This window comes from Catenulispora acidiphila DSM 44928 (assembly GCF_000024025.1).
Classification (GTDB): domain Bacteria; phylum Actinomycetota; class Actinomycetes; order Streptomycetales; family Catenulisporaceae; genus Catenulispora; species Catenulispora acidiphila.
In genome coordinates, this window is sequence record NC_013131.1 from 8164615 (window position 1) to 8178104 (window position 13490).

A 13490-nucleotide genomic window follows, 5' to 3' on the forward strand; every position below is an offset into this window, starting at 1 on the left:
TAACCCGCGCGGGCCAACGGAAACTGAAGACTCGGCGGCGGGGCGGCCGGCGGCGGCGCGGCACCGGGGAGCGGCCGCCCCGGGTCGGGCTCCCGAGACGGCCGCCCTGTGTTCTTACACCGTCAACCTCTGAGGCCCTCCAGCAGTTCCTCGAACGGGCCGAGGACGAAGCTGCGGCACTCGGCGTAGCGCTGGAGCTCCTCGACGTCCTTCGCGGTGGCATCGCCCTCCGGCGAGGCGATCCCGACGCGCAGATCGTCCATCGTGTCCCAGCGCAGTTCGGCGACGCGGAAGTAGGGCTCGCCGCGGACCGGGAGCGGGTTGTCGCAGATGGCGTACGAGCGCAGCCCTGGGATCTTGCCGGCCAGTGGGATGTGGACGTCGCGGTAGTGCCGCTCGAACGCCTCGGGGTCGGTCGGCCGCTCCCAGAGGACGATGAAGCGAGCGGGGGCAGCGGCCGGGTCGCTCGGGTCGGTGCGATCAGTGCGGTCAGTGCGGTCGGTCGAGCCGGTCGTATCGGTGGCGATCATGGCGGGTTCCTCTCGGTCGGTGTCTCACCGGTACATACCGGCGGCACCGCCCGGACTCATCGCGGCAGACCGAAGGCGTCGAACAAGTCCGTGTCGGCGAACACCACGTTGGCCGTGACCAGGCCGCCGACCACGGTGAAGACCTGCAGCGTGTGCCGCCGGTGGCCGCCGTCGGCGTTCGGGGCGTAGGCGGCCAGCGCGGGCTGGCCGTTGGCCGAGGTGGGGATCATGCGCCAGCCGGTGCCGTTCAGCCGGAAGACGCGCTCCATGAACAAGCCGTAGTGCTCGCGGCCGCGGTACCACAGCGGGACCGGCGGCATCTCCATGACCACGTCGTCGGCGAGCAGCTTGACCAGCGCCGGGACGTCGGCAGCCTCGAAGGCGTGGATATAGCGCTCGATGACCGCGTGCCGGTCGGGGTCGGGCGTCTCGCGGACCGCGGCCGCCTCGCCGAGTCCGTCGACGGTCACGCGGGCCCGCTGCAGCGCGCTGTTCACGGCGGCGACCGTGGTCCCGAGCTGTTCGGCGACCTCGGCGGCGGAGAAGTCGAGCACGTCGCGCAGCACCAGCGCCGCGCGCTGCCGCGCGGGCAGTTCCTGCACCGCCGCGACCCACGCCAGGCGCAGGTCGGCGCGGGCGTCGGCGTCGAAGCGGGCATCGGGGAAGGGCTCGAGCCAGGGGACGTCGAGCGCCGGGCGCAACGGCGCCTCGGTGTCCTGGCTCGGGGCGCCGAGGCCGGAGGGCAGCGGTCGGCGCCCGCGCGAGGCGAGCGCGGTGAGGCAGACGTTGGTCGCGATGCGGTAGAGCCAGGTGCGGACGGAGGCCTTGGCGGGGTCGTAGCGGTCGCGGGCTTTCCACGCGCGCAGCAGCGTTTCCTGCACTTGGTCCTCGGCGTCGTGGACGGAGCCGAGCATGCGGTAGCAGTAAGCCGTCAGCTCGGCGCGGTGCGCTTCGAGATCCACGCGGTCGTCCACGGGGTCAGGCTACGCGCAGGCACTGACAAGAGCGGATGGGAGGCGCCGCACAGTAGTCGGGGCAACCGCTAGCGTTCCGGCATGAGTGATCAGGGACCGCCCGCTGTCGTCGCCGGGGAGAAGGACACGCTGCTTACCTTCATGCGTTACCTGCGCGAGGCGATCATCCGCAAGGCCGAGGGACTGCCGGACGACATCGCGCGCCGCTCCGGCCTGCCCACCGGTGCCAGCCCGCTGGGCCTGCTGAAGCACCTGACCGGCGTGGAGGTGGTGTGGCTGGAGTGGGCCTTCCTGGGCCGCGACCCGTTCCCCGAGCTGGGCATGGACGTGGTGGAGACGGACACGGTCGCGAGCTGCGTCGCGGCTTACCGCGCGGCGGCGGCGCGCGCCGACGCGATCTGGGCGACGCTCGACGACCTGGACGCGGTGTCGGCCCGCGAGGACCGGACGCTGCGCTGGATCCTGGTGCACACGGTCGAGGAGCTGGCGCGGCACGCCGGGCACATGGACGTCATGCGGGAGATGATCGACGGTTCGGCGGGGCGCTGAACCGAGGATGATCCTTCACATCAGCTGATATCAATTCACAGCCACCCCGCCTCCGTTAACCTCAGTTGACGGACACGGTGGCCGCGGGAGGGGATCGCTGATGGCGCGGGGACGCGAAGGCGACGAATCAGAGTCCGGAACCGGGTCGGTGCTGGGACTGGCCGGCATCGGCGAGGGCGGTAAGGGCGGCAGGTCTGCGATCTCGCGGCGCGCGCTGCTTCTGGGAGTGCCCGCGGTCAGTGTCACGGCGGCGGTCGTCCTGGGCGTCGTGGCCGAGCAGTCCGAGAACGCCCGCCATCGCCGGGCCCTGAATCCCCCGGTGAATCCGGGTCCTGCCACGGCCCGGGCGGCCGGGACCCTCGCCGGTCCGAGTGCGAAGCCCGCCTGGTCGGTCGTGCTGGAGCGCAGCGCGCACGCCGTCGCCGTGGCGTCCGGCACCGTGGTTCTGGTCGACAACTACGGCGCCGTCCGCGGCTTCGACCCGAAGACCGGCGCGGCGAAGTGGCAGCCGTCGGTCGAGTTCTTCGTCAACGACGACTCGCCGCTGACCGTGGTCGGCAGCACCGTCTACGGCTCGGACGACGACGGCCACTTCATGGCGGTGGACGCCTCGAACGGCACTCTGAGCTGGCAGACCCAGTTCGCGAGCAGCGGAGCGCAGATCGCCACGGTGGCGGGGACCGCCGGTCCGAACGTCTTCAGCACCGGCGAGATCGACGACCAGAGCGGCGGGAACGGCCACGGGGTGCTCTGGTGCGTCGACACCACGACGCGCGGCACGGTGTGGAACATCAATAACGTCGATTACAGCCTGGCGGTGGTCGCCTCGGAGCCCGCCGGGGTGGTGGTCACCGCCGATGAGATCACGTACAAGCTCACCGCGTACTCCTTGAAGGACCAGAGCGTCCAGTGGCGCAAGGAGGCCGGCAACGCCGAGGCGGTCGGGATCCCGGCCTCGCCGGCGGCTTGTGTCGCGGTCTCCGGGAAGACGTTCTACTGGGCCGCGGACAAGCTCTACGCGCTGGACGCAGCTTCCGGCGACGTCCGCTGGACCGGCAGCGCGCCGAACCCGGGCAGCGAGTTCCAGAGCGTGATCGTGGTCCCCGGGCAGGGCTCGGGCAGCGCGGATCTGATCGTCGCCACCGCGACCAGCCCGAGCGGCGGGACGCTGCACGCGTTCGCCGCCGACACCGGCGCCCTGCAGTGGGTCGAGCACGGCGGCCCGAAGTTCGGGTCGAAGACCGCCCTTACCGCCGGCGCCGGCGTGGTCTTCGCCGCCGAGCGGGACAACGGCTCGGTGTTCGCGGTGGACGCCAAGACCGGTCAGACACGCTGGACGTACCACGACCCCACGATCAGCGCCGACCTCACCTGGTCGGTCGCGGCGGACGACGCGCGGGTGTACGTCGCCTACGGGGAGCACCTTCTCGCCTTCGAGCCCTGATGCTCATGCTCAGGGTCACGACGAGGAGGCCGGGTGTCCGCGCGGACGCCCGGCCTCCTCGTCGTACTCAACTGCTTACCTGCTTACCTGCTCAACGCGAATCGCTCCCCGCGGACTCGATCGCCGCCCGAGCCGCCTCCAGCCGCGCCACCGGGACCCGGAACGGCGAGCAGGACACGTAGTCCAGTCCGACCTGGTGGAAGAAGTGCACCGAGTCCGGGTCGCCGCCGTGCTCGCCGCACACGCCGAGCTTCAGCTCCGGACGGGCCTTGCGGCCCTCCTCGGCGGCGATCCGCACCAGCTTGCCGACGCCCTCGCGGTCCAGCGTCTCGAACGGCGACACGCCGAAGATGCCGCGGTCCAGGTAGGCCGAGAAGAACGCGCCCTCCACGTCGTCGCGCGAGAAACCCCACGTGGTCTGCGTCAGGTCGTTCGTGCCGAAGGAGAAGAACTGCGCGGCCTCGGCGATCTGGCCGGCGGTCAGGGCCGCGCGGGGCAGCTCGATCATCGTGCCGATCAGCGAGCGGACGTCGGCGCCGGTGCGCTCCTTGACCTCGTCCAGGACCTGCTGGGCCTCGTCGCGGATGATCTCCAGCTCCTGGACCGCGCCGACCAGCGGGACCATGATCTCCACCCGCGCCACGCCGCCGGCCTTGGCGACCTGCGCCGCGGCCTCGGCGATCGCGCGGACCTGCATCATGAACAGGCCCGGGATGACCAGGCCCAGGCGCACGCCGCGCAGACCCAGCATCGGGTTGGCCTCGTGCATCTTGTGGACCGCCTGCAGCAGGCGCAGGTCGTTCTCGTTCTCCTCGCCCTTGGCCTCGGCGACCGCCACGCGCACCGACAGCTCGGTGATGTCGGGCAGGAACTCGTGCAGCGGCGGGTCCAGCAGGCGCACGGTCACCGGCAGGCCGCCCATGGCGGTGAAGATGGCGACGAAGTCGTCGCGCTGCATCGGCAGCAGCTCGTTGAGCGCCGCCTCGCGCTCGTCGTCGTCCTCGGCCAGGATCAGCCGCTCGATCAGCGCGCGCCGCTCGCCGAGGAACATGTGCTCGGTGCGGCACAGGCCGATGCCCTGCGCGCCGAAGCGGCGGGCCCGCGCGGCGTCCTCGGGGGTGTCGGCGTTGGCCCGGACGTAGAGCCGGCGGCGCTCGTCGGACCAGGTCATGATCCGGTGCACGGCCTTGACCAGGTCGTCGGCCTTCGGCGAGTCGGCGCCGAGCCGGCCCTCGAAGTACTCCACGACCGGGGAGGCGACGACCGGGACCTCGCCGAGGTAGACCGCGCCGGAGGTGCCGTCCACGGAGATGACGTCGCCCTCTTCCACGACCTCGCCGTTCGGCGCGGTCATGCGGCGGCGCTTGGTGTCCACGTCCAGCGACTCCGCGCCGCACACGCAGGTCTTGCCCATGCCGCGGGCGACCACGGCGGCGTGCGAGGTCTTGCCGCCGCGCGAGGTGAGGATGCCCTGCGCCGCGATCATGCCGTTCAGGTCGTCGGGGTTGGTCTCGCGGCGGATCAGGATGACCTTCTCCCCCGAGCGCGACCACTTCACCGCGGTGTAGGAGTCGAACACGGCCTTGCCGGAGGCGGCGCCCGGGGAGGCGTTCATGCCCTTGGCGATCTGCTCGGTCTTCGCGTTCTCGTCGAAGCGCGGGAACATCAGCTGCGCCAGCTGCGCGCCGGTGACCCGGTCCACGGCCTCGTCCTGGCTGATCAGGCCCTCGTCGACGAGCTGCACGGCGATCCGGAACGCGGCGCCGGCGGTGCGCTTGCCGACCCGGGTCTGCAGCATCCACAGCTTGCCGCGCTCGATGGTGAACTCGATGTCGCACAGGTCGCGGTAGTGCTGCTCCAGCGTGGTCATGATGCCGGTGAGCTCGGCGTAGGAGGAGGCGTCGATCTGCTCCAGCTGGTCCAGCGGCACGGTGTTGCGGATGCCGGCCACGACGTCCTCGCCCTGCGCGTTCTGCAGGTAGTCGCCGTAGACGCCGGTCTGCCCGGAGGCGGGGTCGCGGGTGAAGGCGACGCCGGTGCCGGAGTCCATGCCCAGGTTGCCGAAGACCATGGAGCACACGTTCACTGCGGTGCCCAGGTCGTTCGGGATGCGCTCCTGGCGGCGGTAGAGCTTGGCGCGGTCGCCGTTCCAGGACTCGAAGACGGCGCGGATCGCCAGGTCCATCTGCTCGCGGGGGTCCTGCGGGAAGGAGCGGCCGGCCTCCTTCTCCACGATCGCCTTGAAGGACTCGACCAGGGCGCGCAGGTCCTCGGCGTTGAGGTCGAGGTCGTTGTGCGTGCCCTTGGCGCGCTTGGCCTCTTCCAGCGCCTCGTCGAAGTGCTCGCCGTCCACGCCCAGGACGGTCTTGCCGAACATCTGGATGAGGCGGCGGTAGGAGTCCCAAGCGAAGCGGTCCGACTTTCCGTCGGAGTCGGCGCCGTCGGCCTGGGCCGCCAGCCCGAGGACGGACTCGTCGTTCAATCCGATGTTCAGGACCGTGTCCATCATCCCGGGCATGGAGAACTTGGCGCCGGAGCGGACGGAGACCAGCAGCGGCCCGTCGGCCTGCCCCAGCTTCCTGCCCATCTTCGCCTCGAGCGCCTCGAGGTACTCCGACACCTCGTCCCGCAGCTCCGGCGGCTCCTGGCCCTGCTCGAGGTACACGCGGCAGGCGTCGGTGGTGATGGTGAAGCCGGGAGGGACCGGCAGCCCGAGATTGGTCATCTCGGCGAGGTTGGCGCCCTTGCCGCCGAGCAGGTCCTTGAGGTCTTTGTTGCCTTCGGTGAAGTCGTACACGAACTTCGGCACGCAGATACTCCCTGACTGATCTGTGTGGCACACACCGCGGCGGCGACGGGACGGTTTGAGGGGGTGTCCCGCCGCATTGCCCTGACGCTGCGGAGCGTAGCGCGTCGGCCCGGCGTGTTCGCCAGGGCTATACCCCGATTGAAGCGTTTCGTCCCTGTGAGCCGCCTCACCCGGGGCGTGGGGGGCGTCACCCGTGCGGACCTCACGAGGAACCGCCGGGAATGAATGTGCCGCAGGGTGTGCTGTGTCGGACGATAGGTTAGTTGAAGCCTCAACCAAGATCACTCGGCGCGAGCCCGCCCGAGCCCCACCAGGAGGAAGAGCGATATGAGCACCGACTACGCGTCCCTGACCGGCGACTACACCTTTGACGTGGCCCACAGCACGATCGGCTTCATCGCCCGGCACGCCATGGTCACCAAGGTGCGCGGGGGCTTCAACGAGTTCGAGGGCGAGATCCACGTCGACGGCGCGAACCCGGCGAACAGCAGCGCCACCGCCTCGGTGAAGGTCGCCAGCGTCGACACCCGCAACGAGCAGCGCAACGGCCACCTGCTCTCCGGCGACTTCTTCGAGCAGGACAAGTTCCCGGACATGACCTTCACCTCCACCGGCGTCACCGCCAAGGGCGAGGACCAGTTCGTCCTGCAGGGCGACCTGACGGTCAAGGACGTGACCAAGCCGGTCGAGTTCGACGTGGAGTTCCTGGGCACCACGGTGGACCCTTACGGCAACACCCGCATCGGGTTCGAGGCCAAGACCACCGTCAGCCGCAAGGACTTCGGCATGACCTGGAACGCCGCGCTGGAGACCGGCGGCGTGCTGGTCAGCGACAAGATCCAGCTCGAGCTGGAGATCTCGGCGATCAAGCAGAGCTGAGCTGATCGATCGCCGAGGAGCGCCGGGACCGCCTGGAGGGTCCCGGCGCTCTTATGTGTGCGGGGGGGGCGGGGGCGTTCGACGGGACCGACCGCTCGCGTCGGGACGCTTGGGCGCGCCGAGGCGGCTGTGCGAGCACTGCGGTCGAGCGCGCCGAGGCAGTAGTGCAAGCAAGACGGTCGTGCGCGCCGAGGCGGTAGTGCAAGCAGGGCGCTTGTGCGCGCCGAGGCAGTAGCTCGAGTCGAGACGGTTGCGTGAGCGGCGGCGCTGCTCAGCCGCCGGAGTCCTCCATCTCGGCGCCGGCCGGCACGGTGTCGTCGTCCCGGTCGTCGAGCCAGCCGTAGGGGAGCGTGACCTTGCCCGGGGAGTTGGTGCGCCCGCGCGGCTTGCCCAGGGTGTCCGTCGGGAACGGCGTGGCCGGGTCCAGGTGCGCGAAGAAGCCGTCGAGCTCGGCCAGCGAGGAGGACATCGCCAGGCCGCGGCGGACGTCGCCGCCGACCGGGAAGCCCTTGAGGTACCAGGCGACGTGCTTGCGGAAGTCCACGACGCCCTCGCGCTCGGTGCCGAGCCAGGAGGCGAGCAGTTCGGCGTGCCGGCGCATGGTCGCCATGACCTCGCCGAGAGCGGGGAGCTTGCGCTCGTGCCGACCATCGAACGCTGCGGCGAGATCAGCGAATAGCCACGGACGTCCCAGACAACCGCGTCCGACCACCACGCCGTCGGCGCCGGTCTCGGCGATCATGCGGAGCGCGTCGTCGGCTTCCCAGATGTCTCCGTTGCCCAGGACCGGGACCTCGAGTTCGTCCTTCAGGGCCTTGATCGCGCTCCAGTCCGCTTCGCCGCTGTAACGCTGGGCCGCGGTTCGGCCGTGCAGTGCGACCCAGGCGGCGCCGGCTTCTTGGGCGATGCGTCCGGCCTCCAGGAAGGTGTGGTGCTCCTCGTCGATGCCGATGCGCATCTTGACGGTGACCGGGATGCCCGCCGGGGCGGCCGCCTGGACCGCGGCCTCGACGATCTGGCCGAACAGCCGGCGCTTGTAGGGCAGGGCCGCGCCGCCGCCCTTGCGCGTGACGCGCGGGACCGGACATCCGAAGTTCATATCCACGTGGTCGGCGAGGTCCTCGGCGGCGATCATCTCCACCGCCTTGCGGACTGTGACGGGATCCACTCCGTACAACTGGAGGCTGCGCGGTTTCTCGTCGCTTGCGAACTTCACCATGCGCAGGGTCTTCTCGTTCCGCTCCACCAGGGCGCGGGTCATGACCATCTCGCAGACGTAGATGCCGGCTCCGTGCTCGCGGCAGAGCTGGCGAAACGCCACGTTGGTGATGCCGGCCATGGGGGCGAGCACCACGGGCGGCGCAACGGGCAGCGAGCCGAGAGTGAGGATCGCTTTGTCTGGGGAAGTCACCCTTCCAGGATCCCATAGCACGGCAGGGCACCCGTTCGGATATTCCAGTCGGCCTTGTGACAACCGGCCCGTTAGTCTGAACGTCATAAGGAAAGAGTTAAGAAACCGGCGGGGGGACACCGCTGGAACAGCAGAACAGCGGGTGGGCGAGAGTGAGTGGAGAAGTGGCGAGAGGCAACCGCACCGGTGGAAGCGGTGCGGACGCGGACGGCCCGCGGGGGCGGGTGGAGCGCGGGCGCGACAAACTGGCGACGGGCCTGCTGGTCGGCGCGGTGGGGGTCTTCATGGCGGCCGGAATCTCGGCCTGCAACACGAACCCGCACGCCGCGGACGTCCCGCCGCCCTCGACGGTGGAGCAGCAGCCGGCGGCCAACGGCAAGACCCCGAACACCGAGTCGAGCGCGCACCACAGCGCGCCGAAACCGGGGATAGAGCTGCCCAACACCATCCAGGTGTTCTACGCGACCACCCCGGCGTTCCAAGACCTGACGCACCACATCGTGCTGTGGAACGCGACCCAGGCATACAAGGCGATGTACGCGGCCTCCTACCAGCCGGCCGAGGCGGGCACTCCGGACCTGAAGCGCTACTGGACCGGCACCGGCTATCAGCAGGCGCACAGCTGGGCCCAGGCGTGGATCGCCGCCAAGCAGCAGCCGGTGGGCTTCTCAGTACTGTCGAACGTGGTGGTGGAGAACCTCACGCCGGAGCAGGCGACCGTCGGGTTCTGCGAGGACCTGTCCGGCGTGGTGCGCGGCAACGTGCAGACCCACACCCCCGGCAAGGCGCTGCAACCCAAGGACTCCCTGGGCGACCGGATCGAGTACAGCATGGTGCCGACCGGCGTGAAAGGGCAGTGGCAGGTGAACGGCGAGTCGATCGCGAAGTCCTCGCCGCTGTGCCCGGCGCCTTCTGACAAGCGCCACCGCAGCAGCACCCACTAAGGGTTCTGATAACGACAGAGAGGTGGGCCGCCGGATCACTCCGGCGGCCCACCTCCTTGTTTGCGTGCTTGCTTTCTTGCTTTCTTGTGCCTTCTTGCTTACTTGTTCTCTTGTTTATCCGATGATCAGGCTCTGCTCGGTCAGGCGCCGATCAGCCGCGCGGCGAGGTAGCCCTCGACCTGGTCCAGCGCGACCCGCTGCTGTTCCATCGAGTCCCGCTCGCGGACGGTCACGGCCTGGTCGTCGAGGGTGTCGAAGTCCACCGTGATGCAGAACGGCGTGCCGATCTCGTCCTGGCGGCGGTAGCGGCGGCCGATGGCGCCGGCGTCGTCGAACTCGACGTTCCAGTTCTTGCGCAGCAGCTGCGCGAGGTCGCGGGCCTTGGGCGAGAGGTCGACGTTGCGGGACAGCGGCAGGACCGCGGCCTTCACCGGCGCCAGGCGCTTGTCCAGGCGCAGGACCTTGCGGACCTCCATCTGGCCCTTGGCGTTCGGCGCCTCGTCCTCGGCGTAGGCGTCGAGCAGGAAGGCGAGCATGCCGCGGTTCACACCGGCCGCCGGCTCGACCACGAACGGCGTCCAGCGCTCGCCGGTCTCCTGCTCCAGCTGGGTGAAGTCCTCGCCGGAGTGCTTGGCGTGCGTGCTCAGGTCGAAGTCGGTGCGGTTGGCCACACCCTCCAGCTCGGAGAACTCCTGGCCGCCGAAGTTGAAGCGGTACTCGATGTCCACGGTGCGCTTGGAGTAGTGCGACAGCTTCTCGGCCGGGTGCTCGAAGAAGCGCAGGTTCTCAGGCTTCAGACCCAGGTCGGTCCACCAGTTGTAGCGCTCGTTGAGCCAGTACTCGAACCACTGCTCGTCCTCGCCGGGCTTGACGAAGAACTCCATCTCCATCTGCTCGAACTCGCGGGTGCGGAAGATGAAGTTGCCGGGCGTGATCTCGTTGCGGAAGGACTTGCCGATCTGGCCGATGCCGAACGGCGGCTTCTTGCGCGAGGCGTCGCGGACCGTCTTGTAGGACACGAAGATGCCCTGCGCGGTCTCGGGACGCAGGTAGGCCAGGCCCGCGTCGTCCATGGTGACGCCCAGGTGGGTCTGGAGCATCAGGTTGAAGACCTTGGGCTCGGTGAACGTGCCCTTGTTCCCGCAGTTCGGGCAGTTGATGTCCGCCAGGCCGCGCTCCGGCACCCGGTTGTGCTTGGCCTCGTAGGCCTCGATGAGGTGGTCCTCGCGGAAGCGCTTGTGGCAGGACTGGCACTCGGTGAGCGGGTCGGTGAACTCCTTGACGTGGCCGGAGGCCTCCCACACCTCGCGCGCCAGGATGACCGAGGAGTCCAGGCCGACGACGTCCTCCCGGCCGGTGACCATGGCCTTCCACCACTGGCGCTTGATGTTCTCCTTCAGCTCCACGCCGAGCGGGCCGTAGTCGTAGGCGGCACGCGTACCGCCGTAGATCTCGCTGGAGGGGAAGACGAAGCCTCGGCTCTTCGCGAGCCGGACGATGGTCTCGATCTTGTCGGCGGCCACAGTCGCTCTCTTTCTTGTTGCCACCGCATCCACGGTGGCGAAGCCCGGCCGGATGCCGGGTTTCGGATGATGGCCCAGCTTAGCGGGTTCACGGCGGCGATTCTGAATGGTTTCCGGCGCTGGTCGCGGCGGGGTACGGCCGGCCGCGGGGGCGGGGCGGGAGGGGGCGGGAGGGGGGTCGGGGCGCGGGTTGGAGGGTGGTCGGGGCGCGGGGCGGCGGGCGGTCGGGGCGCGGGGCGGCGGGCGGTCGGCGGACCGTCCCGGATCCGTGTGCTGATCGTGAAAATTGACAATAATTTTCATTTTCAGCGACCATGGTTCCATGCTGTTCCGCACCGCCGCGTCCCGTCGTCGCCGGCGCCGGGCTGTACCGGCGGGTGCGGCCGTGGCGCTGGTCGCGGCGCTGACGCTGACGCTGAGCGGCTGCCTGAAGCAGTCGGACGAGCACGCGTCCGACGGGCGGCTCGACGTCGTCGCGGGGTTCTACCCCTTCGCCTTCCTCGCTGAGCGGATCGGCGGGGAGCATGTCGCCGTGCGGAACCTGACCAAGCCCGGCGCCGAGCCGCACGACCTGGAGCTGACGCCGTCGCAGGTCGGCGCGGTGAGCAAGGCGGATCTGGCGATCTATGAGAAGGGGTTGCAGCCGGCCGTGGACGCCGCCGTGACACAGAACAAGCCCAAGGCGGCGCTGGACACCGCGACCGTCGTGCACCTGGAAGAGCACGGCGACCTCGGCGAGGGCAGCGCGCACAGCGCGGACCCGCACGTCTGGCTGGACCCGGTCAACTTCGGCAGGATCGCCGACGCGGTCTCGGCGAAGCTGCAGCAGGTCGATCCCGGGAACGCCGCCGGCTACCGGGCGAACCAGGCGGCGCTGGACAGCCAGCTCACGGCTCTGGACGCCGACTACCGCGCCGGGCTCGCGCACTGCCAGCGCAAGGACGTCGTCACCAGCCACGCCGCGTTCGGCTACCTCGCCGAGCGCTACGGGCTGGTCCAGGTCCCGCTCGCCGGGCTGTCGCCGGACGACGAGCCCAGCGCGGCCCACCTCGCGAAGATCCAGCACCTGATCAAGACTGAGGGCGTGACCACGGTCTTCTTCGAGACCCTGGCCAGCCCCAAGACCGCGCGGACGCTGGCGTCGGACACCGGGACGAAGGCCGCGGTGCTCGACCCGGTCGAGGGCGTGAAGAACGCCTCGGCCCAGGACTATCTCTCGATCATGCGCGACAACCTGGCCGCGCTGCGCACCGCGCTGGGGTGCTCGTGATGGCGCGCCGGAGCGCGGGAGACGCCGCGATCGCCGCCGGCCCGCCCGAGGACCCGCCGCCCGCCCCGGTCGTGGACGCGCAGCAGGTCACGGTGTCGCTCGGCGGCCGGCGCATCCTGCACGGCGTGGACCTGGAGGTCCCCGGCGGACAGACCGTCGCCCTCCTCGGCGCCAACGGCTCGGGCAAGTCCACCCTGGTCAAGACCATCGTCGGGCTCTACCCGCCGGACGGCGGAGGCATCGACCTGTTCGGCACACCGCTGTCGGCGTTCAAGGCCTGGGAGCGGGTCGGCTACGTGCCGCAGCGCACCACGGCAGCAGCAGGCGTCCCGGCGACGGTCGGCGAGGTCGTCGCCTCCGGCCTGCTCAGCCCGCGCAGCTGGATGGCACGCCGGAGCCGCGGCGACCGCAGCGCCGTCCGCGAGGCCCTGGCCACCGTCGGCATGCTGGACCGCATCGCCGACCCGGTCGCCTCCCTGTCCGGCGGCCAACAGCAGCGCGTCCTGATCGCCCGCGCCCTGGCCCGCCGCCCCGACCTGCTGATCATGGACGAACCCATGGCCGGCGTGGACCTGGTGAGCCAGCAAACCTTCGCCGACACCCTCGCCGACCTCTCCCGCCACGGCACCACCATCCTCCTGGTCCTCCACGAACTAGGCCCACTGGCACCCCTGATCAACCGCACCGTGGTCCTGCGCGCCGGCACAGTCCGCTACGACGGCGCCCCGATCGAGCACGGCGAACCCGACCACGACCACGTGCACCCCCACGCCGCCCCACCCAACAGGCCGGGAACGCCGGAGTGCCCGCCAGGACACGCGCCGGTGGAGGCGCTGTCAGGGAAGGAGGGGATGGGATGAGCTGGACAAAGATCATGTGGCCGAGCACCGAGACTGCCGCAGGGGTCGAACCCGAGCAGAAGCTTCGGGCTGCATCAGCAGGCTCGGTATTGGCTGAGCGCCTGACCACCGCAGCCAGCGCAACACCTGAAGCCTCGGTCTCGACCATGAGCCCTGTCGCCGCAGCCAGCTCGATCTCGACCGCGCGCCAGACCCTCGCCGCCTACTCGCCATCGCCATCGCCATCGCGGTTGGTCCGCTCGGCGTCAGCAGGCTCGGTCTCGCTCGCGCGCCCGATCACCTCGCACCTCTCCCCCA

General features: G+C 70.1%; 11 protein-coding genes. 6 read left to right on the forward strand and 5 right to left on the reverse strand.

What is annotated here, in order from left to right; genetic code table 11:
* Positions 1-122: 122 nt before the first annotated feature.
* Positions 123-530, reverse strand: a complete 408-nt coding sequence (locus CACI_RS34780; RefSeq protein WP_015795582.1) for an EthD family reductase — start codon at positions 528-530, stop codon at positions 123-125.
* Positions 531-586: 56 nt separating this feature from the next.
* The gene (locus tag CACI_RS34785) at positions 587-1492 is read right to left on the reverse strand and encodes a sigma-70 family RNA polymerase sigma factor (RefSeq protein WP_015795583.1); all 906 of its coding nucleotides are present in this window, start codon (positions 1490-1492) and stop codon (positions 587-589) included.
* 93 nt (positions 1493-1585) lie between these two features.
* Here CACI_RS34785 and CACI_RS34790 point away from each other — a divergent pair, with 93 nt between their 5' ends.
* Together CACI_RS34790 and CACI_RS34795 are read left to right on the forward strand one after the other, a co-directional pair.
* On the forward strand, positions 1586-2053 hold the full coding sequence (locus CACI_RS34790) for a mycothiol transferase (RefSeq protein ID WP_015795584.1): 468 nt from the start codon (positions 1586-1588) through the stop codon (positions 2051-2053).
* Between the two features lie 100 nt (positions 2054-2153).
* A complete protein-coding gene (locus CACI_RS34795) occupies positions 2154-3497 on the forward strand; it encodes an outer membrane protein assembly factor BamB family protein (protein WP_015795585.1) in 1344 nt (447 codons plus the stop codon).
* Positions 3498-3588: 91 nt separating this feature from the next.
* Here CACI_RS34795 and ppdK read toward each other — a convergent pair whose 3' ends face one another.
* Positions 3589-6306: a pyruvate, phosphate dikinase gene (gene ppdK, locus CACI_RS34800; protein ID WP_015795586.1), complete on the reverse strand. Its 2718-nt coding sequence runs from the start codon at positions 6304-6306 to the stop codon at positions 3589-3591.
* 327 nt (positions 6307-6633) lie between these two features.
* On the opposite strand from ppdK, the gene CACI_RS34805 reads away from it, so the two are divergent.
* Complete coding sequence (locus CACI_RS34805) at positions 6634-7185, forward strand: YceI family protein (RefSeq protein ID WP_015795587.1); 552 nt, start codon at positions 6634-6636, stop codon at positions 7183-7185.
* 271 nt (positions 7186-7456) lie between these two features.
* On the opposite strand, the gene dusB is transcribed toward CACI_RS34805, so the two are convergent.
* On the reverse strand, positions 7457-8596 hold the full coding sequence (gene dusB, locus CACI_RS34810) for a tRNA dihydrouridine synthase DusB (protein ID WP_015795588.1): 1140 nt from the start codon (positions 8594-8596) through the stop codon (positions 7457-7459).
* A 164-nt stretch (positions 8597-8760) separates the two neighbouring features.
* Between dusB and CACI_RS34815 the strand changes: the two genes are divergently transcribed.
* Positions 8761-9540 (forward strand): hypothetical protein, encoded by a 780-nt coding sequence (locus CACI_RS34815; protein ID WP_015795589.1) that lies wholly within the window; start codon positions 8761-8763, stop codon positions 9538-9540.
* 140 nt (positions 9541-9680) lie between these two features.
* Here the strand turns inward: CACI_RS34815 and CACI_RS34820 are convergent, their stop codons facing one another.
* On the reverse strand, positions 9681-11063 hold the full coding sequence (locus CACI_RS34820) for a glycine--tRNA ligase (protein ID WP_015795590.1): 1383 nt from the start codon (positions 11061-11063) through the stop codon (positions 9681-9683).
* A gap of 322 nt (positions 11064-11385) precedes the next feature.
* Here CACI_RS34820 and CACI_RS34825 point away from each other — a divergent pair, with 322 nt between their 5' ends.
* Entirely contained in the window at positions 11386-12333 is a 948-nt protein-coding gene (locus CACI_RS34825) for a metal ABC transporter substrate-binding protein (protein ID WP_015795591.1), read from the forward strand.
* Positions 12333-13193, forward strand: a complete 861-nt coding sequence (locus CACI_RS34830; RefSeq protein WP_015795592.1) for a metal ABC transporter ATP-binding protein — start codon at positions 12333-12335, stop codon at positions 13191-13193. Before CACI_RS34825 ends, CACI_RS34830 begins: the two co-directional genes overlap by 1 nt.
* The last annotated feature ends 297 nt before the right edge of the window (positions 13194-13490 follow it).